Annotated in this window: 21 protein-coding genes; 9 read left to right on the top strand and 12 right to left on the bottom strand. The window is 65.7% G+C overall.

All coding sequences use genetic code 11. From position 1 onward, the window contains the following. Positions 1-57 precede the first annotated feature (57 nt). The 10 genes from M3P36_RS04185 to M3P36_RS04230 form a co-directional block, all read right to left on the bottom strand. The gene (locus tag M3P36_RS04185; protein WP_249701191.1) at positions 58-846 is read right to left on the bottom strand and encodes an SDR family NAD(P)-dependent oxidoreductase; all 789 of its coding nucleotides are present in this window, start codon (positions 844-846) and stop codon (positions 58-60) included. Next, entirely contained in the window at positions 843-1,061 is a 219-nt protein-coding gene (locus M3P36_RS04190) for a hypothetical protein (RefSeq protein WP_249701193.1), read from the bottom strand. The genes M3P36_RS04185 and M3P36_RS04190 overlap by 4 nt, the downstream gene beginning before the upstream one ends. Continuing rightward, positions 1,058-2,632 (bottom strand): phytoene desaturase family protein, encoded by a 1,575-nt coding sequence (locus M3P36_RS04195; RefSeq protein ID WP_249701211.1) that lies wholly within the window; start codon positions 2,630-2,632, stop codon positions 1,058-1,060. Before M3P36_RS04195 ends, M3P36_RS04190 begins: the two co-directional genes overlap by 4 nt. A gap of 101 nt (positions 2,633-2,733) precedes the next feature. Further along, the gene (locus tag M3P36_RS04200; protein WP_249701215.1) at positions 2,734-3,894 is read right to left on the bottom strand and encodes a serine hydrolase domain-containing protein; all 1,161 of its coding nucleotides are present in this window, start codon (positions 3,892-3,894) and stop codon (positions 2,734-2,736) included. A 136-nt stretch (positions 3,895-4,030) separates the two neighbouring features. Further along, positions 4,031-4,783, bottom strand: coding sequence for an SDR family NAD(P)-dependent oxidoreductase (locus M3P36_RS04205; protein ID WP_249701217.1), 753 nt, complete (start codon positions 4,781-4,783; stop codon positions 4,031-4,033). Then, entirely contained in the window at positions 4,783-5,193 is a 411-nt protein-coding gene (locus tag M3P36_RS04210) for a nuclear transport factor 2 family protein (RefSeq protein ID WP_249701232.1), read from the bottom strand. The genes M3P36_RS04205 and M3P36_RS04210 overlap by 1 nt, the downstream gene beginning before the upstream one ends. After that, positions 5,193-5,669 carry a nuclear transport factor 2 family protein gene (locus tag M3P36_RS04215; protein WP_249701241.1) on the bottom strand — a complete coding sequence of 159 codons (477 nt, stop codon included), beginning with the start codon at positions 5,667-5,669 and terminating at the stop codon, positions 5,193-5,195. The genes M3P36_RS04210 and M3P36_RS04215 overlap by 1 nt, the downstream gene beginning before the upstream one ends. Then, a complete protein-coding gene (locus tag M3P36_RS04220) occupies positions 5,666-6,088 on the bottom strand; it encodes a carboxymuconolactone decarboxylase family protein (RefSeq protein ID WP_349630537.1) in 423 nt (140 codons plus the stop codon). The genes M3P36_RS04215 and M3P36_RS04220 overlap by 4 nt, the downstream gene beginning before the upstream one ends. Positions 6,089-6,101: 13 nt before the next feature. After that, positions 6,102-7,331, bottom strand: coding sequence for a serine hydrolase domain-containing protein (locus tag M3P36_RS04225; protein WP_249701255.1), 1,230 nt, complete (start codon positions 7,329-7,331; stop codon positions 6,102-6,104). Positions 7,332-7,410: 79 nt separating this feature from the next. Further along, positions 7,411-8,619: a M20 metallopeptidase family protein gene (locus M3P36_RS04230; protein WP_249701266.1), complete on the bottom strand. Its 1,209-nt coding sequence runs from the start codon at positions 8,617-8,619 to the stop codon at positions 7,411-7,413. Positions 8,620-8,770: 151 nt separating this feature from the next. On the opposite strand from M3P36_RS04230, the gene M3P36_RS04235 reads away from it, so the two are divergent. Both M3P36_RS04235 and M3P36_RS04240 read left to right on the top strand, forming a co-directional pair. Next, a complete protein-coding gene (locus M3P36_RS04235; protein WP_249701280.1) occupies positions 8,771-9,799 on the top strand; it encodes a diacylglycerol/lipid kinase family protein in 1,029 nt (342 codons plus the stop codon). Then, positions 9,796-10,689: a hypothetical protein gene (locus M3P36_RS04240; RefSeq protein ID WP_249701295.1), complete on the top strand. Its 894-nt coding sequence runs from the start codon at positions 9,796-9,798 to the stop codon at positions 10,687-10,689. Before M3P36_RS04235 ends, M3P36_RS04240 begins: the two co-directional genes overlap by 4 nt. 5 nt (positions 10,690-10,694) lie before the next feature. Here the strand turns inward: M3P36_RS04240 and M3P36_RS04245 are convergent, their stop codons facing one another. After that, positions 10,695-11,192 carry a DUF2141 domain-containing protein gene (locus M3P36_RS04245; protein WP_249701308.1) on the bottom strand — a complete coding sequence of 166 codons (498 nt, stop codon included), beginning with the start codon at positions 11,190-11,192 and terminating at the stop codon, positions 10,695-10,697. A 218-nt stretch (positions 11,193-11,410) separates the two neighbouring features. On the opposite strand from M3P36_RS04245, the gene rpe reads away from it, so the two are divergent. From rpe to M3P36_RS04280, 7 genes are all read left to right on the top strand, one after another. Next, positions 11,411-12,070 carry a ribulose-phosphate 3-epimerase gene (gene rpe / locus M3P36_RS04250; protein WP_249701335.1) on the top strand — a complete coding sequence of 220 codons (660 nt, stop codon included), beginning with the start codon at positions 11,411-11,413 and terminating at the stop codon, positions 12,068-12,070. A 1-nt stretch (position 12,071) separates the two neighbouring features. Then, a complete protein-coding gene (locus M3P36_RS04255; protein WP_249701350.1) occupies positions 12,072-14,042 on the top strand; it encodes a heparinase II/III family protein in 1,971 nt (656 codons plus the stop codon). 8 nt (positions 14,043-14,050) lie between these two features. Beyond that, complete coding sequence (gene purH / locus M3P36_RS04260; RefSeq protein WP_249701361.1) at positions 14,051-15,670, top strand: bifunctional phosphoribosylaminoimidazolecarboxamide formyltransferase/IMP cyclohydrolase; 1,620 nt, start codon at positions 14,051-14,053, stop codon at positions 15,668-15,670. Positions 15,671-15,905: 235 nt separating this feature from the next. Beyond that, the gene (gene msrA / locus M3P36_RS04265) at positions 15,906-16,577 is read left to right on the top strand and encodes a peptide-methionine (S)-S-oxide reductase MsrA (protein ID WP_249701363.1); all 672 of its coding nucleotides are present in this window, start codon (positions 15,906-15,908) and stop codon (positions 16,575-16,577) included. A 36-nt stretch (positions 16,578-16,613) separates the two neighbouring features. Continuing rightward, positions 16,614-17,087 (top strand): Fur family transcriptional regulator, encoded by a 474-nt coding sequence (locus M3P36_RS04270; RefSeq protein ID WP_249701365.1) that lies wholly within the window; start codon positions 16,614-16,616, stop codon positions 17,085-17,087. Between the two features lie 53 nt (positions 17,088-17,140). Next, positions 17,141-19,072: a 1-deoxy-D-xylulose-5-phosphate synthase gene (gene dxs, locus M3P36_RS04275; RefSeq protein WP_249701367.1), complete on the top strand. Its 1,932-nt coding sequence runs from the start codon at positions 17,141-17,143 to the stop codon at positions 19,070-19,072. Between the two features lie 77 nt (positions 19,073-19,149). Further along, entirely contained in the window at positions 19,150-19,362 is a 213-nt protein-coding gene (locus tag M3P36_RS04280) for a hypothetical protein (protein WP_249701381.1), read from the top strand. Positions 19,363-19,375: 13 nt separating this feature from the next. On the opposite strand, the gene M3P36_RS04285 is transcribed toward M3P36_RS04280, so the two are convergent. Continuing rightward, complete coding sequence (locus tag M3P36_RS04285; RefSeq protein WP_249701388.1) at positions 19,376-20,998, bottom strand: peptide MFS transporter; 1,623 nt, start codon at positions 20,996-20,998, stop codon at positions 19,376-19,378. Between the last annotated feature and the right edge of the window lie 128 nt (positions 20,999-21,126).

Raw genomic sequence — 21,126 nt, forward strand, 5'->3', positions numbered from 1 at the left:
TTGCAACACGCTTGGCGCCGCCGGACGCGGCCGTGTCAGGAAGGCGCCGTGTTCCCGCTAGATGTCGTTGCGGATCGTCGCCAGCGCGCCGCCATCGATCTCCCACTTGGCGCCGTTGACGTAGCTCGCCTCGTCGCTGAGCAGGAAGCTGACCACGTCGCCCACTTCGCGCGGCTGGCCGACGCGGTTGAGGGTGGCGACTTCGCCCAGCTTCTTCATGCCCGCGGCAACGTCGTCGAACATCTGTTCGAGCATGCCGACCAGCAGCGGCGTTTCGATCACGCCGGGCATCACGCAGTTCACCCGCACGCCCTTTTGCGCCACTTCGCTCGCCGCCGTACGGGTCAGCCCGACCGCGCCGTGCTTGGCGGCGTTATAGGCGCAGGCCCCCGCAAGGCCGCGCTCCGATCCGATGGAAGCGGTGTTGACCACTGCGCCCTTGCCCGCTTCCACCATGTGCGGCAGCACGAAACGCAGGCCGAGGAACATGCCGCGCAGGTTCACGTGCAGCACCTTGTCGAACATCGCGATATCGTATTCGTGGGTGGGGGCAAGGTCGCCCTCGATCCCGGCGTTGTTGAAGAAGCCGTCGATCTTGCCGAACTGCTCCATCGCGGCCTTGGCATAGCCTTCGACCGCGGCCTCGTCGGCGCAATCGGCGACATGGGCCAGGGCGCGATAGCCCTTGGCGGCCAGTTCGGCGGTGCGCGCCTGCAACCCTTCGGCGTTGATATCGACCAGCAGCACCTCACCCCCTTCGCGGCAGAGGATTTCGCTGGTGGCAAAGCCGATGGCGCCAGCAGCGCCGGTAACGATGTGGGATTTGCCCTCGTGGCGTTTGGTCATTTGCTGTCCTTCGACTTGCGGAACGGCAGGGTGAGGATGAACCAGGCGAGGCCCGGCGTCAGCAGCTTGAGGAAGGCCTTGGCCTCCTCGGGGCTGAGCGTCGCGGTCATCGGCATCGTGCCATAGACCTTGCCCTTCAGCACCAGGTCGTTGCCCTTGCGCTCGATCTTGCTGACCTGCATCAACTCGCTCTTGTCGGCGGCGCGGATTTTCATGGCCTGATCTCGTCAAAGTCCACGCCAATATCTTCGGCCATCACCATTGCGGTGGCGCGCCCAGCACCGAACACGCCACCGCCGGGATGCTGGAACGGGCCGACGAGGTAGAGCCGCTCGACCCCCGGCACGCGGTACTGGCCCAGTTCCGGCGTGGGGCGGTGGCTGCCTGATTGATAGGTGGTCGTGGCAATGCCGTGGAGGTCACCGCGGTAGAAGCTGGGGCTGGTGCGTTCCATGTCGACCGGACTATCGCAGTGGTAGTCGAGCACCACATCGGGCACGTTCTCGATAAAGTCGCCCATCCGGCTGATGATGCCATCGGCAAATTCGCGCTTGGCATCATCCCAGTTGCGCCCGTCCTTGCGGGTGTATGGCACGTAGTCCCAGGCGTGGAAGATCGCCTTGCCATCGGGCGCGCGGCTGGGATCGTGCTGGGTCAGTTGCCCGACGCCGACCAGCGGCGTGGGGCTGAAATTGCCATAGCGCAGCTCGTCGAAGGCGCGGCGCATGTCCTCGTATTCCGCCGGCATCAGTTCGTACATTACCGCCGACAAGTTGCTGCCGTCCGCCGCCTTGGCCTTGAACTTCATCGGTGCGTCGAGCGCAGCATGGACGGTGAAGCAGGCGGCATCGGTGATGTGGGTGCGCAGCGCGTTCTTCGCCACGTTCGCAGGGAGCGAAGGCACCATGTCGGGCAGCACGTGCGGGTGGATCGCGCCGATGATGCCATCGGTACAGGACAACCGCTCGCCATCATCCAGCACCACGCCGCAGGCCTGCGCGCCATCGGTGACGACCTCGCGAACGACCTTGTTCGCCAGCACCGTGCCGCCGTGGTCGCGGATGCAGGCGATCAGGGCATTGGTCAGGCTGCCCGACCCGCCGACCGGCACGCCGAAGCCGAACTTCTCGAGGAAGCCGAGGAACACATAGGCCCCGATGCCGGTCGATTTCTCGTCCGGGCTAACGAGGTTCTCGCCCGCCACGCGGCCGAAGTGGGCCTTGACCTTGTCGTGCTCGAACAGCTCTTCCATCAGGTCGAAGGTGGAGACCGCCATGGTCCGCATGATCTCGCGGCCCTCGGCGCTCTGGTCCATCATCGCGGTCTGCGCGCCCATCGGCATCGGCGGGGAATAGAGCCCGGCCTGGATCATCGGCAGCCACTGTGCGGCCTGCTCGCTCATCTTGAGGAAGGTATCGGCATCCTTGCGGCTGAACCGGGCAATGGCCTCGGCGCTTTTCGCCGGATTGCGGTGTAGCGGCAGGGTCGAGCCATCCTCCCACACGCTCATCATCGGCGTATCGGGGAACACGTATTTGAGGCCGTATTTTGATTTCAGGCCAAGGTCGTCGTTCAAGAGCAGCGGATTGCCCTGGATGAAGATGTGGCTCATCGAATGCTGGTCGTGCATGTAGCCGGGCAGCGTCAGTTCGCGGCTGACCACCCCGCCGCCGAACCATTCGTTGCGTTCCAGCACCAGCACCCGCTTGCCCGCACAGGCGAGATAGGCGCCCGCGACCAGCCCGTTGTGGCCCGATCCGATGATAATGATATCTGCGTCGCTCATCTAAAATGCTCCGTGATCCGTTCGTGTCGAGCGAAGTCGAGACACCTCGCGCCATGGCCTCTCGACTTCGCTCGAGGCGAACGGAGGTTGGGGGTTATGCATTAGAGGCACGCGCTCAGCGCGAGGTCCGACAACTTGCCGCAGCGTTCGATATTCGCTGCCTGGGTCATCACGCCCGCGCTGACGAGGGAGAAGGTCATGTCCGCTTCGGGGTCGATCCAGAACATGGTCGATCCGGCGCCGTAGTTGCCGAAAGTTTCGGGGCTGGAAAGCTGGCCGAACAGGTGCTGGAACACGCCCCCTCCTTTCCCGAAAGTTGGCCCGCGCACCTGGAACCCGAGGCCCTGGTTGGCGGGCGGCACCTGCCACCCGGCTTTCAGCGCCACGCCCTTGTAGAGCTCGTTCGGCTTGTCGCCGGTGTGGACCCGCCGCGCCAACCGCACCATGCGGGGGGAGAGGATACGCGCTCCATCCAGCTCGCCCTCGCGCCGCAGCATCTCGGCAAAGCGCCACAGATCGCCCGCCGTGCTGGCACAGCCGACATGCGGGGCCTCTACCTGTGGATCCTCGAACAGCGCATGGTCGCCTTCGATATTGCGGCTGAGGTGCTTGATCGGCACCGTGCCGCGCATGTCGGGGCGGACGTGGCGCTTGTCGAGATCGGTCCGCAGGCCCATCGAGGTGTCCGCCATGCCCAAGGGCGCGAACAGGTCTTCGTGCAGCAGCGTCTGGTAGTTGCGGCCCTTGGGGTCGGTGCGGACCAGGGCCATGCCCATCAGCACGTGGTTGACCAGCGGCGAATAGTCGCTCTTTTCGCCGGGCTTGCTGGTGCCGTGGACGTGGGCGATGCTTTCGTCGAACAGCTCCTGCAGCCGGTCGAGGAACATGCCGGGCTTCGGGCTCCACACGCCCGGCATCCCGGACTGGTGGGTGAGCAGGTGGAAGAATGTCGCCTCGTCACGCGGGGCGCCGGTGAATTCGGGCAGCACGTCGCGCACGCGGGTGTTGAGGCTGAAGCGCCCCTCCTCGATCGCCCGCATCACCAGAACGTTGGTGAAGGCCTTGGTGACCGAAAACAGGCTGAACACGTCGTCCAGCTTCAAGGGCCGCTCGCCATTGGCATAGGCGTGCCCGATAGCCTGCTCGAACACCGGCCTGCCGCCGCGCCCGATCTTCAGCACGACGCCATAATAATCGCCGCGCGCGATATCGGCTTCGATCACAGCTGCCAGCTGGTCCAGCCGTTCCTGCCACATGGTCATGCTATCTCCCCTCCCGCTTGCGGGAGGGGCCGGGGGTGGGCCTGTCCCGCACGAGTGGTCGCTGTTGTGCGCCCACCCCTGACCCCTCCCGCAAGCGGGAGGGGGACTTGTTGTTCGATGGCGAAATCGCGTTCCATCACCCCGCCGCGATAATCCCGCCGTCGACCGCCAGCATGGCCCCGTTGATAAAGCTCGCCTCGTCGCTCAGCAGGAAAGCCGCCGCCTGGGCCACGTCCAGCGGCGTGCCGTTGCGGCGCAGCGGGATGTTCTTTGCGCGCTGTTCGTATTGCTCGGCCGTCACGAAGCCTTCGGTGGCGGGCGTGGGCACCGATCCCGGCGCGATGGCGTTGACGCGAATGCCGCGCGGGCCAAGCTCGCCCGCCAGCACCTTGGTCAGGCCCGCGATGCCCGCCTTGATCGTGGTATAGGCCCCGGTATTGGGTCGCCCCCGATAGGCGACCGGGCTGGAATAGTTGAGAATGTTGCCGGGCGTGTTCTCGTCACGGTGGGCGAGGAAGGCCTGCACCCCCCAGAACACGCTTTTCAGGCCTGCCGACAGCATCCGGTCGAGTGTCTCCTCGGTCACGGCCTCGATCGGCTCGTAGACCAGCACGCTGGCGTTGTTGATCACCGCCCGCAGCGGACCTGCATCACGCGCGAAATCCTCCGCCAGTTGCAGGAACTCCGCCCGGCTGCCGCAATCGGCGCCATAGCTGAAGGCGCGGCCCCCATCGGCGATGATCGCTTCGGCCACGGCCAGCGCGGTTTCGCCATTGATATCGGCGATCCCGACAATAGCGCCTTCTGCCGCCAGATGCCGCGCGATCCCTTCGCCCAAGCCCCGCCCGGCGCCGGAAATCAGAATCGGCTGGCCGTCAAAGCGTCCCATTACTCCATTCCGAACAGCTTGGCGGTGTAATGCGAATCCATGTACTCGCGCATCGCGTCGATCTTGCCGTTCGAGACTTCGAACACCCAGCAATAATCGTTGTCGTACACCAGCCCGTCCATCGTCTTGCCGGTGGAATTGCTCTCCACGCAGACCCACGGACCGACGCTGAACATGTTCTGCACATGGATCTTGGGATCGCCCGGCATGAACATGCCGCGCACGGGCGCGAGGAACTTGTCGATGATGTCCATGCCCACGTGCTTGCCAGATCCGGCGATGTCCTTGACCTTGGGCTCCCACACCGAATGCTCGTGGTAGAAGGCACGCAGCGCCTCCAGGTCGCCCGAGGACAGCACCTTGAAGAAATCGAGCACCAACTGCTCCTCGGCGTTCTTGGCTTCGACCATCACTTGATTCCTCTTGCTTCATCGCTGGGGGCGGGAATGTTGGGCATGGCGCCGCCCGAATGGAGCACCACGCGCCCATAGCGGCTCATGAAGCGCCACTTGCCTTCGCTCAGCACGTAGTGATCGTCGAACCCGCCGACATAGATCGCGCCCGAAGGCTGCGGCGGCTCGGTGCCTTCGTGGCTCGACAGCATGGTGAGGTAATTGGTGCCGCGCGCCTCGGTTTCGGAAATCACCTCGACCAGCACATTGGTGACGATGTGGCGCACCAGGATGGGCGGGCGGTCGCGGAAGATCGCCTGCACCCTGTCGCGCCCGTGATAGGGATGGTCGGGCTGGAACGGCCGGGCAAGCTGGCAATCCTCGGTGAACAGGTCGGCCAGGGCCTCGTGATCGCCGTTGTCGGCAAATTTGGCGAACAATAGCGGCAGCTTGGCGACTTCGACCTCTATCCTGAGGCGCTTCTTGTCCTTCATGCCTCGGCCCCCTCGGCGTCGATCTCGGCGAAGGCCTCGTTGGCCAGCCGGAAACTGTCGACCGCCGCAGGGATGCCGCCATAGATACCCACCTGCAGCAGGACTTCGCGGATCTCCTCGCGGCTCAGGCCGTTGTTGAGCGCGCCGCGGATATGGATTTTCAGCTCGTGGCTGCGGTTGAGGATCGCGATCATGGCGAGGTTGATCAGGCTGCGGTCGCGCAGCGGCAGGCCCTCGCGGCCCCAGTTCCAGCCCCAGCAATAGGTCGTGACCAGTTCCTGCAGCGGCTCGTTGAAGGGCCCGCTTTTCGCCAGCGCCTTGTCGACATAGGCATCGCCCAGCACCTGGCGGCGGATCGCCATTCCCCGGTCGAACATCTCGGCTCCGGTCATGTCAGGGGCGCTCTTCTTGTCGGTCATCGCAGGTTATCCTTCACAGAACGGAGTAGGCGGCGTCGATCAGCCGCCGCGCGCGCGGGCCGTTGGTGCCCACCGCATGCATCTGGTTGCAGCAGTAAGAGAAGCCGAGTTTCGCATCGGGATCGCCGAACCCGATCGACCCGCCAAGACCGTGGTGGCCGAAGCTGCGCATATTCGGCCCCATGTACACCGCTTCCGGCGTGTTGAGCAAAACCCCCAGCCCCTGGTGATAGGGGCGTTCCTGCAGCAGTTCTGTCTGGTTGTGCTGCTCGGTAATCATGGCCTCAAGCCTGTCCTTCGACATCAGCGACACGCCATCGACCTCGCCCACGGTCGCGCCATAGATCCGTGCCACGCCGCGGGCATTGCCGTGGCCCGATCCGCTGGCGATCTCGCAGGTGCGCCAGACGGGGCTGTTCATCGTGGTGTGCCACGGCTCTGCGGGGTTCTGCAGGAAAGCGAAGCTGCGCAGCACGGCGCCATCCTGCCAGCCTTCGGGCGTGGTCGGCTTGTCCGGCACGGCCTGGTCCTTGGCCGCGAACAGCCGTGCGCCGGTGTTGGGCAGCACTTCGGCCACGTGCGCCTGTTCGCCCTCATCCATCCCGCCGATGGCATATTCGGCATGGAGCGGCCCGGTGACGTTCTCGCGCAGGAAGGGACCCACGGTCATGCCCGTCACCCGCCGCATGATCTCGCCCAGCAGGAAGCCCTGGTTGTGGACGTGATAGGCCGCACGGGTGCCCGGCTGCCACAGCGGCTCCTGTACTTCCAGGGCCTTGATATAGGCGGCATAATCGAAGAACCCGCCGGGATACATGGTGTCGGTGGTCAGCACCGGGATCGCCGCCAGGTGATCGAGGCACCAGCGCACAAGGATGTCCTGTTTCCCGTTCTGGGCGAATTCGGGCCAGTAATGCGCCACCGGCTTGTCGATATCGATCAGGCCCTTGTCGACGCACATGTTGAAGGCGATGCCGGTCACGCCCTTGGCCACGCTCATCATGCAGACGGTTGAATGGGCGTCCCATTCGCGGGTGCGGCCCGCATCGGCCCAGCCGCCCCACAGGTCCACCACGGTCTCACCATCGACCTCGACCGAGCAGCCCGCGCCCAGTTCCTCTTCCACGGTGAAATTTTCGACGAAGGCTTCCCACACCGGCGTGAACTTCTCGTCCACGATCCCGTTCAGGGTGTAGCTGCCGCCGCGCGCCTCGAAAGTTTCGCAGAAGTCGTAATGACCCAACAGTTCTCTCCCCGGTGCCGTCTAATGCGGCTCTAACGATCGTTAATGCTAGGCCAGCGGGGCGACAAGTGAAAGGGGCTTAGGCAGCAGAATCGCTCCACCCGTGGTCGAGGAACCGCACGGCGCAAGCCGCGAGGAAGGCCGCGCCCTTGGGCAGGGCGGCTTCATCCACCATCATCCGGCTGGAATGGATGCCGCAACAGCTTTTCCAGTCCGACCCGTCCTTGGCCACGCCGAGGAACAGCATCGCGCCGGGGACTTTCTCCAGCACATAGGAAAAATCCTCCGCCCCCATCAGCGAGTGCGGCAGGCGCTGCCAGCCGTCTTCTCCGCCCATGTCCTTGGCCACCGTTTCGGCCAGCGACACGGCGCGCGGATCGTTGAGGGTGACAGGGAAACCCGGTGTCACGACCACGTCAGCCTCGCAACCGTGGGCCCGCGCGGTGTGCTCAGCCACATCGACCAGCGCGGCGTGGACCGCCAACCGCCGTTCGGCCGACAGCGTGCGGATCGTGCCGCGCATGTGAGCCATGTCGGGAATGATGTTGTGCGCCGTGCCCGCCTCGATCATGGAAACCGTCACCACGGTCGCCTCGGCCGCGGAAAAGCGGCGGGTGACCATGGCCTGGATCGCCATTACGATGGCGGCGGCGGCAGGCACCGGATCGGCCGTATCGTGCGGCAGACTGGCATGGCCGCCGCGACCGGTGATCTCGATGTCGAACTGGTCGGCCGCCGCCAGCATGGCGCCATCCTTGCCCGCGAGCACGCCGTGCGGCGAATTGGGCATGATGTGGAGCGCGAAAGCGGCGTCGGGCCAGGGATCCAGCAGTCCGTCGTCAATCATGAAGCGCGCGCCGTGCCAGCCTTCCTCGCCCGGCTGGAACATGAAGCGGACCTCGCCCGCCAGCTCGTCCTGCCGCTCGGCCAGGATGCGCGCGGCGCCGGCCAGCATGGCGGTGTGGGTATCGTGGCCGCAGGCGTGCATGCGGCCGGGGATGGTCGAGGCGAACGGCAGGCCGGTGTTTTCCGGCATCGGAAGCGCGTCCATGTCGCCGCGCAGCAGGACCGACGGACCGGGTTTTGCGCCCTTCAGCGTAGCGACCGCGCCGGTGCACGACGTGCCTGTCCGCCATTCCAGCGGCAGGTCCGCGAGTTCGGCCCGCACCTTGGCGAGGGTCAGCGGGGTGTCGAGGCCAAGTTCCGGCTCGGCATGGATCGCGCGGCGCAGGGCGGTGATGCGCGGCTCAATGGCGCGCGCGGCTTCGAGGAGGTTTTCGGTCAGCATGGGCGGGTTGTATCGCGCCGCCGGTTGATGCGCCAGCCGCCATCGCAACCGGTGTATGGCCTGATGAACGGTTCCCCAAGTGCGACAGAAATGGGCCAGACACACATTTGGCGTGGCATTTTTCCCCTTGGCGTGGTTTAGGCGGTTCGACATGCATGGCGCCATCCATCTGTTCGACCGCCTGCCACAGGTCGACGTCCCGCAGCCGAGTGCCGAGGGACGTCCGATTGCCGCTGTCCGCAGCGAACCGCTGGTCGGCCTGATCCGCAATCCGCACAGCCACGGCAACGAAGGCTCGCCGGTCGATGTGGGCGACGTGCCGGGCGTGATTGTCGCCTCGCCATCGCGGCGCAACGAACTGCCCGAAATCCTCGCCAATTTCGCCGCCAAGGGCGTCGATTTCATCGCTATCGATGGCGGTGACGGCACGGTGCGCGACGTGCTGACGACCGGCGCTGGCGTGTTCGGCGAAAGCTGGCCGGCACTGATCATCATGCCCAGCGGCAAGACCAATGCCCTGGCCCATGACCTTGGCATCCGTTCGGGCTGGACCCTGGCCGAAGCGCTCGATGCCGCCCGCCGCGACAAGACCGTGGTGCGCCGTCCGCTGGTCGTCGCGCAGCATGATAACGAAAGCGCCCAGGTGCGCGGCTTCGTGTTGGGCGCGGGGGTCTATACCCAGGCGATCAGCCTGGGTCAGAATGCCCACGACTTCGGCGTTTTCAATGCTGCCGGAGTGGGTGTGACCGCGGCATGGAGCCTGTTGCAGGCCCTGTTCGGCAGCCCCGGCAACGTATGGCGCCGCGCCACCCGCATGCGGTTGCGCGATGCCACAGGGGCCGACCTGCCGCACGCTGGCGGCTCACCGGCGGACGAGCGTTATGCCCTCTTCGTTTCCACGTTGGAGACCTTCCCCGCTGGCCTGCGTCCGTTCAAGGGCATCGAGGCCCCGCTGCGCCTCGCCCTGCTCGACAATTCGCGCTGGCGGGTACTGCTGCGCCTGCCGCTGATCTTCCGCGGCAATGCCGGCAAGGGCACGCAGCGCATGGGCTATCAGGCACTGGGGCTGGAAGCGTTCGATTTCGATATCGGGGACCGGTTCATCCTCGATGGCGAGGCTTTCCCACCCGGTTCCTACCGTGTCACCCCCGGTCCGCGCCTGCGCTTTATCGTTCCGTGACAAGCTCTCTCGACGCGCGCCTCGCCACAGTGCTTGCACGCGAAGTTCATCCCGCCATCGCCCGTTTCGCCGCGCAACTTGCGCTGGATGCAGGCGCGGTGGCGGTGCTGTTCTACGGCTCCAACCTGCGCACCGGGTCGCTCGACGGAGTCATCGACTATTACGTGCTGCTCCCGGGCGAACCCGAAACCGGGCTGTGGCCCCGCGTCTCCTATCGCGAGTGGGAGAATGAAGGCGACATGCTGCGCACGAAGATCGCCACAATGACCCTGGCCAAGTTCGCCGAGGCCTGTCGCGGCGAAACCATCGACACCACGATCTGGGCGCGCTTTGTCCAGCCCAGCGCGCTGGTCCATGCCGCCGATGCGGCAACCGGGCAAGCCGTGGTCGATGCTCTTAAGCAGGCGGCACGGACAGCTGCGCGGGTGGCGACGCTTGTCGGCCCTGCCAGGGGAACAGAGGAAAGCTTCTGGCTGGCCCTGTTCCGCGCCACCTATCGCGCCGAATTGCGGGTGGAAAAGCCGGGCCGCGAAAAGGCGATTCTCATGGCCGAAGCAGACCATTTCTCGGGCCTGCTGCCGGCAGCCCTGGCCGCCGACGGGATCGCCGTGACCAGGGATGGCGAGTTGCTTGAACCCCGGCTGGACGATGACCGGCGCCGCGCCATCCGGCGCTGGTGGAAACGCCGTCGCCGCATGGGCAAGCTGCTGAACGTGGCCCGCCTGCTCTATGCCACGCAGACCTTCGATGGGGCCGGCCGCTATGCCGCGTGGAAGGTGGAGCGGCACACCGGGGTGAAGGTGGAAGTCACACCCTGGCGCGAGAAGCACATCTTCCTGTGTACGCCGGGCGTGCTGTGGGACATCTGGCGCGCCCGCCGGAAGGCCTGATCCCCTTACATATAGCGCATGTTGACGTTGATCGTGGTCACGCCCGACACGTCGAACCGCGTGCGGTTTACGCTGGGGCGACCGAGGTTGAGGATGTTGATCGAAGGATTGTTCGACATGGCCCCGCCATCGGTGCGGATATCCGTCCTGTCGTTGCCGTTGACGTCATGGCGCACGGCCACGGCATAGGAACCTGCACTGGGCACCGGCAGGCAGAAGGTCATCGACCCCGCGCGCGCAGGCACTTCGATCCGGTAAAGCCATTTGCCGCTGGTGAGCCAGTCTTCGCGCGTGCCGTGATAGATCTGCACCCGCATATTGCCCGAGGAGCTTTCGATCCCGGACACATTGACACGCACGGCCGGGCCTGCGCCGCGGCAGCGCGCCGGATCGTTGCGGATTTCCTGCTGGTAGGCGAGCGCCGGCGTGGCCGTAGCCAGCATGCCTGCGGCTGCAGCGGTAACGGCCAGGGCAGGTAGTGCGCGGCGGAAAGTGAAATGCATGGATGATCCTAACAAGGCAATTTCTGTCGTCGTTCGGGAAGGGCGCCAGGCCCCTTGTGGCGGGCCTGATGGCAATTTGCCAGTGAATGGGGTGTGAAGATGTTACTCAGGAAGGGGCAAACCGGTTCCTGGCCCCTCGCTGTCGCGTTCGGTCGTGTGGAAAATACCCCTTTGCGGGTTGTTGCGCGAATCAGGGCGGCCTATCGCTTGGGGCTATCATGACCGCACCACTCATTTCGCCATCGATCCTGTCTGCCGACTTTGCCCGGCTGGGGCAGGAAGTGCGTGCCATCGACGCGGCCGGCGCGGACTGGATCCATGTCGATGTGATGGACGGCCACTTCGTGCCCAACCTCACCATCGGACCGGGCGTGGTCAAGGCCCTGCGCCCGCACAGCGCCAAGCCGTTCGACGTGCACCTGATGTGTGCCCCGGTGGACCTGTGGATCGGCGAATTCGCCGCCGCCGGTGCCGATATCATCACCGTCCACCCCGAAGCCGGCCCCCACGTCCACCGCAGCGTGCAGGCCATCAAGGCACTGGGCAAGAAGGCCGGTATCTCGCTCAATCCCGCCACGCCTGCCAAGATGCTCGACTACCTGATCGAGGATATCGACCTGGTGCTGGTGATGAGCGTGAACCCCGGCTTCGGCGGGCAGAGCTTCATTCCCAGCCAGCTCAAGAAGATCGCCGCGATCCGCAAGATGATCGACCAGCGCGGGCTGGACGTGCTGATCGAGGTGGATGGCGGGGTGAATGCCGAGATCGCCCGCCAGTGCGTCGATGCGGGGGCTGACGTGCTGGTGGCGGGATCGGCCACCTTTACCGGCGGGCCCGAACGCTATGCCGCCAATATCCGCGCGCTGAAGGGCGAATAGGATGGATGACCTGTCGAACCGGCTGCACCACGCCTCGGACGACAGGTCGCCGGACCATACCGGTGACAACGATTCTGCCCGCGAAGCACCCCGCCAACTGGCGATTCCGCTGGGCGATGACCGGCCCGAACAGCTTGTGCTGAGCGAGGCGGACGTGGTGCCAGGCCAGCCGGTCCCAGCGGCCGCCGCGCCGCCTTCTCCTCCGCCTTCTCCGGGCCGCGCGCTGACCCTCAGCGATTTCAACCCGCCCGAGATCGGCGCGGGAGAGCGGCTGATCCGGCTGGCCTACCGGCTGGGCATCCCCGGCCACACACTTGCTTCGCCGTTCCGCAAGCCCCTGCGTCCCCGCCTGCTCGCCACGGTGGAAAGCCCGGTCGAGGGTGATCGCGTGGCCGGCATGGCCCTGCGCGCCGGGCATTTCCTGATCCACGGGGTCAAGGCCCCCATCGGCCAGATCGATTTCGCGCCCGCCGCCAAGCTGACCCCGCCGTTCGAGCGGGCGGTCCACGGTTTTACCTGGCTGCGCGACCTGTCGGCCAGCGGCACCCTGCCGCAGTGCGCGCCCACCGCGCAGCGCATCTTCTCCGCCTGGCACGCAGCCAATCCCCATCCCGGCCAGCGGGTAGGGCGCGGCGCGGCGTGGAAGGTGGACAACGCCGGCCTCAGGCTGATGGGCTGGCTGGTCCATGCCCCGCTGCTGCTGTCGGCCGGCAACCGCGACGAGCGGCAGCAAATCCTCGACATGATGGCCGAAACCGCCCGCTGGCTTGATCGCCATGTCACCCGCGCGGATGACCGGCTGGCCGAAGTGGCCGGCTGGTGTGCCATTACCGCTGCGGGCCTGCTGCTGCCCGAAGGCAAGCCGCGCCGCCTGTTCGGCGAGGCCGGGCTGGTCCGCGCCCTGGGTGACCTGGTGGGCGATGATGGCGGCGTGCTGTCGCGCAGTCCGCTGGGCCAGATGGAGGCCATCGCCCTGCTGGTGGACCTCGCCGCCTGCTACCGCGCGGTAAAGCGCGATCCGCCGCGCGCGCTTGAAACCATGCTCGGCCTGCTCGTGCCGCCGCTGCTGGCGCTGACCCATGCCGACGGGTCGCTGGGCAACTGGCAAGGTGCAGGCGCGGTGAGGGCCGACCGGCTCGCCGCGCTGATCGGTGCCAGCGGCGTGCGCACCCGGCCTTTGCGCGATGCACGGCAATGGGGCTACCAGCGGGTTTCGGCGCGTGGCGCAGGACAGGTGGCGGTGCTGCAGTTCGATACCGCGCCCCCGCCGCTTGCCCGCCATGCGCGCAATGGCTGCGCTTCCACCCTGGCGTTTGAATTCAGCCACGGCGACTATCGCCTGATCACCAATTGCGGCGGATCAGGCTTTGCCGGCGGCCAGGTGCCGACCCGGATCGAGCAGGGGCTGCGCGCAACCGCCGCCCATTCGACCATGGTACTGGGCGATGCCAATTCCACTGCCGTGCTGATCAACGGCAAGCTGGGTTCGGGCGTCAGCGAGGTCGAGGTCGATCGCCGCACCATCTCGCTTGACCGTTCCGGTTCGGGCTCGGGTTCGGGCCGGGGCGGCGCCACACGGATCGAGGCGAGCCATGATGGCTATGCCCAGCGCTTCGGCCTCGTCCATCGCCGCATCGTGATCCTGCGCGACGACGGCAGGGAACTGCGCGGCGAGGACCTGCTGGTGCCTTCGGGGCGCGGGGGCAAGCGCGGCAAGGTGCCGTTCGCCATCCGCTTCCACCTTGGCCCGCAAGTGAGCGCAAAGCTGGCCGAAGGCGGGCGCGGGGCCACCCTGTCGCTGCCCGATGGCAGTTACTGGCAGTTCCAAACCGGCGCCGCCAGCGTCGAGATCGAAGAAAGCCTGTGGGTCGATGGCGAAGGCCGCCCGCATGCCATAGAGCAACTGGTGATCCAGGGCCTGGTGTCGCGCGGTGGCGGCAATTTCGGCTGGCTCCTGAAGAAGATGGGATAGCATAGACAATGACTACGGTGGCGATCAGGCGGGCACTCCTTTCGGTGTCCGACAAGAGCGGTATTGTCGATCTGGCGCGCGCGCTGGCGGGCATGGGGGTGGAGCTGGTCTCGACCGGCGGGACGGCCTCCGCGATCCGCGATGCGGGCCTGCCGGTGAAGGACATTTCCGAACTGACCGGCTTTCCCGAGATGATGGACGGCCGGGTAAAGACGCTGCACCCCGTGGTCCATGGCGGCCTGCTGGCCGTGCGCGACAATGCCGAACACGTCGTCGCGATGGAGGCCCACGGCATCGGGCCGATCGACTTGCTGGTGGTCAACCTCTACCCCTTCGAGCAGACCGTGGCGCGCGGCGGCACGCGCGAGGAGATCATCGAGAATATCGATATCGGCGGTCCGGCCATGGTCCGCTCTTCGGCCAAGAACCACGACTTCGTCACCATCCTGACCGATCCCGCCGACTATCCCGAACTGCTGGAGCAGATGGAGCGTGATGGCGGCACTGCCCACGCCTTCCGCATCCGCATGGCGGGCAAGGCCTATGCCCGCACGGCCGCCTATGATGCCGCCATTGCCAGCTGGTTTGCCATGGCCGACGCATGGTCAAACCCGCTCGGCCCCGACGCGCTGAAAGCCACGCCCTTTCCCGATACCCTGCCCATGGCCTTCGCCCGCAAGGATGTGCTGCGCTATGGCGAGAACCCGCATCAGCAGGCGGCGGTCTATGTGCCGCGCGGGCCATCGACCCCCGGCATCCCGCAGGCGCGGCAGGTGCAGGGCAAGGCGCTGTCATACAACAACTATGCCGATGCCGATGCCGCGCTGGAACTGATCGCCGAGTTCCGCGACGCAGAGCCGACCGTGGCGATCCTCAAGCACGCCAACCCCTGCGCCGTGGCAACGTCCGGCAACCTAGCAGAAGCCTATCGCAACGCCTTCGACAGCGACCGCGCCTCGCCATTTGGCGGGATCGTCGCGCTCAACCGGGCGATCGACGGGCCGACCGCAGAAGCGATCACCGGCATCATGACCGAAGTGGTGCTGGCTCCGGGTGCTGGCGAGGACGCACTCGCCATCTTCGCGCGCAAGCCGAACCTGCGCCTGTTGCTGCTCGACAGTCTGCCCGATCCGCGCCGTCCCGGCCTGCAACTGAAGCAGGTAGCAGGCGGCATGCTGGTGCAGTCGCGCGATGGCGGTTCCATCACCGCGACCGACCTCAAGGTGGTAACCAAACGCGCGCCGACCGAGCGCGAGCTCACCGATTGCCTCTATGCCTGGACAGTCGTGCGGCACGTGAAATCGAACGCCATCGTCTATGCCCGCGACGGCGCGACGGCGGGAATCGGCATGGGCCAGGTCAATCGCCGCGATTCTGCGCGCACGGCCGCGATCCGCGCGCGAGAAGCGGCAGAGGAGGCCGGCTGGCCCGAACCGCGCACCGTGGGCAGCGTCATGGCGTCCGAAGCCTTCCTGCCTTTCCCCGATGCGCTCAGCGCCGCAATCGAGGCAGGCGCGACTGCCGTGATCCAGCCGGGTGGCGCGCTGGGCGATGACAAGGTGATTGCTGCTGCCGATGAGGCCGGGCTCGCCATGGTCTTCACCGGAATGCGCCATTTCCGCCACTGATGCGGCAAAGCGTTCCCGATAGTCGCCCAAGCACACAGCCTGAACGCAGCTAAACCGCCCGTTCAGTAGGTGGAAACCTGTGCGTGATATCAGGGGGAAACCAGTCAGACGAAACGAAAGGCAGCCATCATGGGCCTGTTCAACGGCGAATTTTACCGTTCATTCTTCCTCGGCTTCGGTGTAACTGCTGTTGTGCTGGCCATGAACATCATCCCCCAGCTTGGAGCTGCCTGACATGAAATTCAAAGCCACCATGCTTGCCTTCGCGCTCGCCGCCATGGCGCTGGTGGCGACCCCGGTCATGGCGGACGAGGTGTTCGACGCGCCCGTCGCCGCGCGCCAGGCGGATGAAAGCGGCATGCAGACCGCGATCTTCGCCGGTGGCTGCTTCTGGGGCATCGAAGGCATTTTCAGCCACACCCGCGGCGTGCAGAGCGCGGTGTCGGGCTATCATGGCGGCACGGCCCAGACCGCGCGCTATTCGCTGGTTTCCGCCGGGCGGACGGACCATGCCGAGGCAGTCCGCGTGGTCTATGACCCGTCGATCGTGCGCTATGACCAGCTGCTGCAGATCCTGTTCTCGGTCGGCGCCGATCCCACCCTGCTGAACCGCCAGGGCCCCGATCGCGGGCGGCACTATCGCACGGCCATCGTTCCGCTCAATGCCGAACAGCGCGCCGTGGCGACATCCTATCTTGCCCAGATGAGCCGTTCGGGCGTGTGGAGCGATCCCATCGTCGTCGCCATTGAAAACCCGATCCGCTTTTATGAGGCGGAGGAATACCACCAGGACTTCATGCACAAGAACCCCAACCAGGCCTATATCGTGCGCTGGGATGCGCCCAAGGTAGCGGCGCTGCGCGAAAAGTTTCCCAATCTCTGGCGCGCCGCGTTTCGCACCGGATAATTTGCCGCCGCGCCCCATTGCGCCTATATCGGCCCAATGACGGCACTGCAGCACCATGACCATCACCACGACCACAGTGGCCACGCCCTGATCGAGGAGGCCGAGCGCGTGCTCGAAGCCGCCGGTGAACAGTGGACCGCGATGCGCGCCGACGTGTTCGGTGTGCTGTCGGCTTACGACAAACCCGCCAGCGCCTATGACATTGCCGAAGGCGTGGGCCTGGTGCGCGGCAAGCGCGTGGCGGCCAACAGCGTATACCGCATCCTCGACCTGTTCGTGCGGACTAACCTCGCCAACCGGATCGAAAGCGCCAACGCCTATCTCGCCAATACCCATCCCGGCTGCCGCCACGACTGCATATTCCTGATCTGCGACGATTGCGGGCAGGCGAGCCATCTGGATGACGACAAGCTGACCGGCGCCTTGCGCAAGGCAGGCGAGGAAGCAGGCTTTTCCAACGTGCGTCCGGTGGTGGAACTGCGCGGCCTGTGTGCCGATTGCACCTCCTAATTGCCGTATTCTCGTTCATCGACAGGCACGCATTGGCACGGTAAGGCACTGCAATGACATTGCGTCCCGCAACCCCGCTGCTCGATACGGTCGCTACGCCGCCCGACCTCCGCAAACTCGAAGCCGGACAGCTGCGCCAGCTCGCCGATGAACTGCGGCAGGAGATGATCGACACCGTCGGCACCACCGGCGGCCACCTCGGCTCCGGCCTCGGTGTGGTCGAGCTGACCGTGGCGATCCACTATGTGTTCGACACTCCGACCGACCGGCTGGTGTGGGACGTGGGCCACCAGGCCTATCCGCACAAGATTATCACCGGCCGGCGCGACCGCATCCGCACCCTGCGCCAGGGCGGCGGCCTGTCGGGCTTCACCAAGCGCAGCGAGAGCGAGTACGATCCGTTCGGCGCGGCGCACTCGTCCACTTCGATTTCGGCGGGCCTCGGCTTTGCCATCGCCAACAAGCTCAATGGCGTGCCGGGCAAGGCGATTGCCGTGATCGGCGACGGCGCGATGAGCGCGGGCATGGCCTACGAGGCGATGAACAATGCCGAACAGGCTGGCAACCGGCTGGTCGTGATCCTGAACGACAACGACATGTCGATTGCGCCTCCGGTGGGCGGCCTGTCGGGCTATCTGGCGCGACTGGTAACATCGGGCCAGTTCCTGGGCCTGCGCGAACTGGCCAAGCGGTTTGCCCGTAAACTGCCCAAACCACTCCACGTGGCGGCTCGCAAGACCGATGAATATGCCCGCGGCATGGCCATGGGCGGCACCCTGTTCGAGGAACTGGGCTTCTACTATGTCGGCCCGATCGACGGGCACGATCTCGACCAGCTGATCCCGGTGCTGGAAAACGTGCGCGATGCGGCCGAAGGGCCGTGCCTGATCCATGTCGTGACCAAGAAGGGCAAGGGCTATGCCCCGGCCGAGGAAGCGAGCGACAAGTACCACGGGGTGCAGAAGTTCAACGTGGTGACGGGCGAACAGTCCAAGCCCACTCCCGGCGCGCCCGCCTACCAGAACGTGTTCGGCGAGACTTTGGCCAAGCTGGCGCAAAGCGATCCGAAAATCTGCGCCATCACCGCCGCCATGCCCAGCGGCACCGGAGTGGACCGCTTTGCCAAGGCCCACCCGACCCGCGCCTTCGACGTGGGCATTGCCGAACAGCACGCGGTGACTTTCGCCGCCGGGCTTGCGGCACAGGGTATGCGCCCGTTCTGCGCGATCTATTCGACTTTCCTCCAGCGCGCCTATGACCAGATCGTGCACGACGTGGCGATCCAGAACCTTCCGGTGCGCTTTGCCATTGACCGCGCCGGACTGGTGGGTGCAGACGGCGCGACCCATGCGGGCAGCTTCGATATCACCTATCTCGCCAGCTTGCCCAACATGGTGGTCATGTCGCCTTCGGACGAGGCCGAGCTGGTCCACATGACCTATACCGCATCGCTCCACGACAGCGGCCCCATCGCCTTCCGCTATCCGCGCGGCAACGGCACCGGCGTTGCCCTGCCCGAGGTTCCGCTGCAGCTCGAAATCGGCAAGGGCCGGGTAGTACGCGGCGACGAACGCGGCGGCAAGGTGGCGATCCTGTCATTGGGTACACGGCTGGCCGAAGCGCAGAAGGCGGCCGATGCGCTGGAGGCCAAGGGCCTTGCCACCACCGTGGCCGACCTGCGCTTTGCCAAGCCGCTCGACAGCGCGCTGATCCGCCGCCTTGCCACCACGCACGAAGTTGTCGTGACGGTGGAAGAAGGCAGCGTCGGCGGCCTGGGCGCCCATGTGCTGACTCTGGCGAGCGACGAGGGCCTGCTCGATGCCGGCCTGAAAATCCGCACCCTGCGCCTGCCCGACCTGTTCCAGGACCACGACGCACCGGACAAACAATATGACCAGGCGGGCCTCACCGCGCCGCATATCGTCGAAACGGTGCTGAACGCGCTGCGGCACAATTCGGCGGGGGTCGAGGAAGCGCGGGCCTAGTTCAGAGGCTGCGAGCCGCCTTCTGGAGGCTTGCCTATCATCACTATGGAACACGCATTCCGGCCAAGGCCTTGGAGATGATGGCAGTCTGGTTCGCGCAGATTTCGATCATCGTCCTGCTCTGTCTGGTCGCGCCGACTGCCGGGCTGCTGAGCTATGATTTCCTCTTTCTGGCGACGACCTGCGTCGCTCTCCCTTTGCTGTTCGCGCTACCGCACAGAAAGATCAGGAAAGTGCGCCAGCAAGGTCGGGAAGCCTTGTATCGGCGGATGATCGACCCTCAGCGATAGTCCTCTCGCGAAGTCACCCCCGCCCGCCCGGCTTCATACCCGCCGCTTCCGGCTCGCCCAGTTCGGCGCGGCCCGGCAGGTCTTCATCGGCATCTTCCAGCGTATCGAGGTGCATCCAGCGCTTCACGATGGGGCTGAGGGCCAGCACCGCCACGCCCACGCCAATGGCGATCCAGCCGATCTGGCCGTAGATCGCCAGGGTCAGTTCCTTCGACATCTCGCCGCTTTCGCCGCCGGTCGCTTCGCCGATCTTGCCAGCCACGAAGCTGCCCACCGCCGTCATATAGAACCACGCGCCCATGATGAGGCTGGCCATGAAAGTGGGAGCCAACCGGTTCATCGCGCTGAGGCCGACCGGGCTGAGGCACAGCTCGCCGGTGGTGTGCAGCAGGTAGATCAGGAAGATGAAGATCACCGGCGTCATCACTTCCATCCCCGCAGCCGTCGCGCCCCAGGCAAAGACCAGGAAGCCGAGGCCAACCTGGAACAGCGCCAGGGCAAACTTGGCCGGGGCCGATGGCTCCAGCCCGTGCTGGCCGAGCCATTGCCACAGCATGGCGAACAGCGGGGCGAAGAGGATGATGTAGATGGGATTGATCGACTGGAAGATCGCCGCCGGCACGTTGCCGATATCGGTATAGCGGTCGGTATAGAGGTTGAGGCTGCCGCCGCTCTGGTCGAACAGGCCCCAGAACACCGGGTTCAGTGCGATCAGGAACAGGATGGCGAAGATCCGCTCGCGCGGGTGCTTGGGCAGCTTGAAGGCCTGGAACAGGACATAGCCCAGCAGGCCAATGCCCGATACGATCAGCAGGGTCTGGATCGCCTCGCGGTATTGCATCAGCAGCCACATGACCCCGACCGATGCCACCGACACGCCATAGATCGCCAATGTCTTGGCACGTGTCAGCACGACCGGGGCCTCGCCCGCACCGCGCAGGGCCGCCTTGCCGAGCACGAAGACGATCAGGCCTGCCACCATGCCGATACCCGCGAGGCCAAAGCCATAGGCCCAGCCCATGACCAGCCCGAGATAGCCGACCAGGATCGTGCCCGCCGCCGCGCCTACGTTGATGCCCATGTAGAAGATCGTATAGGCCGCATCGCGGCGCACGTCGGTCCGCCGGTAGAGCTGGCCCACCATCACCGAGATGTTCGCCTTCAGGAAACCCGAACCGACGATGATCAGCGCAAGGGCCAGCCAGAACACGTTGATGGTCGGATCGTCCTGTCCGCCCGCGCCCTCGAACGCCATGAACAGGTGGCCCAGCGCCAGCAGCACCCCGCCGAACAGCACGGCCTTGCGCTGGCCGATATAGCGATCGGCCAGCCAGCCGCCGAGGACCGGGGTGATATAGACCATGGCGCCATAGGCCCCATAGACGACGTTGGCCTCGCCATCGGAAAACAGCCAGTGCGCAGTCAGATAGAAGATCAGCAGCGACCGCATGCCGTAGAAGCTGAAGCGCTCCCACATTTCGGCGAAGAACAGCATGTAGAGGCCCTTGGGGTGGCCGAATGCTTCGGGCTTGCGGCTGGCGGCGATCATCGCGCCCATGGTGAGGAACAGCGCCAGGATTACCGTGGCAATGGCGGCGACCCAGTCACCCTCGTTCCACAAGCCGATGTCTTTCATGCGCGGTCCTCATCCCGTCGATCTCGGGCGCCTGCGGCCCGCCAAAGCGCGCACCCTAGCGGTTGCGGTGGCCATGTGAAGCCACTTCGTTGCAAGAGAAACCGCCATCTGGCTGGCCACCGCAGGCT

It is taken from the genome of Altererythrobacter sp. KTW20L, from assembly GCF_023501975.1.
Lineage (GTDB): Bacteria > Pseudomonadota > Alphaproteobacteria > Sphingomonadales > Sphingomonadaceae > Alteraurantiacibacter.

Bases quoted from the DNA above. Each gene is read 5' to 3' on its own strand.
- M3P36_RS04185 (WP_249701191.1), bottom strand. From the start codon at position 846: ATGACCAAACGCCACGAGGGCAAATCCCACATCGTTACCGGCGCTGCT.
- M3P36_RS04190 (WP_249701193.1), bottom strand. From the start codon at position 1,061: ATGAAAATCCGCGCCGCCGACAAGAGCGAGTTGATGCAGGTCAGCAAG.
- M3P36_RS04195 (WP_249701211.1), bottom strand. From the start codon at position 2,632: ATGAGCGACGCAGATATCATTATCATCGGATCGGGCCACAACGGGCTG.
- M3P36_RS04200 (WP_249701215.1), bottom strand. From the start codon at position 3,894: ATGACCATGTGGCAGGAACGGCTGGACCAGCTGGCAGCTGTGATCGAA.
- M3P36_RS04205 (WP_249701217.1), bottom strand. From the start codon at position 4,783: ATGGGACGCTTTGACGGCCAGCCGATTCTGATTTCCGGCGCCGGGCGG.
- M3P36_RS04210 (WP_249701232.1), bottom strand. From the start codon at position 5,193: ATGGTCGAAGCCAAGAACGCCGAGGAGCAGTTGGTGCTCGATTTCTTC.
- M3P36_RS04215 (WP_249701241.1), bottom strand. From the start codon at position 5,669: ATGAAGGACAAGAAGCGCCTCAGGATAGAGGTCGAAGTCGCCAAGCTG.
- M3P36_RS04220 (WP_349630537.1), bottom strand. From the start codon at position 6,088: ATGACCGACAAGAAGAGCGCCCCTGACATGACCGGAGCCGAGATGTTC.
- M3P36_RS04230 (WP_249701266.1), bottom strand. From the start codon at position 8,619: ATGCTGACCGAAAACCTCCTCGAAGCCGCGCGCGCCATTGAGCCGCGC.
- M3P36_RS04235 (WP_249701280.1), top strand. From the start codon at position 8,771: ATGCATGGCGCCATCCATCTGTTCGACCGCCTGCCACAGGTCGACGTC.
- M3P36_RS04245 (WP_249701308.1), bottom strand. From the start codon at position 11,192: ATGCATTTCACTTTCCGCCGCGCACTACCTGCCCTGGCCGTTACCGCT.
- rpe (WP_249701335.1), top strand. From the start codon at position 11,411: ATGACCGCACCACTCATTTCGCCATCGATCCTGTCTGCCGACTTTGCC.
- M3P36_RS04255 (WP_249701350.1), top strand. From the start codon at position 12,072: ATGGATGACCTGTCGAACCGGCTGCACCACGCCTCGGACGACAGGTCG.
- purH (WP_249701361.1), top strand. From the start codon at position 14,051: ATGACTACGGTGGCGATCAGGCGGGCACTCCTTTCGGTGTCCGACAAG.
- msrA (WP_249701363.1), top strand. From the start codon at position 15,906: ATGAAATTCAAAGCCACCATGCTTGCCTTCGCGCTCGCCGCCATGGCG.
- M3P36_RS04270 (WP_249701365.1), top strand. From the start codon at position 16,614: ATGACGGCACTGCAGCACCATGACCATCACCACGACCACAGTGGCCAC.
- dxs (WP_249701367.1), top strand. From the start codon at position 17,141: ATGACATTGCGTCCCGCAACCCCGCTGCTCGATACGGTCGCTACGCCG.
- M3P36_RS04280 (WP_249701381.1), top strand. From the start codon at position 19,150: ATGATGGCAGTCTGGTTCGCGCAGATTTCGATCATCGTCCTGCTCTGT.
- M3P36_RS04285 (WP_249701388.1), bottom strand. From the start codon at position 20,998: ATGAAAGACATCGGCTTGTGGAACGAGGGTGACTGGGTCGCCGCCATT.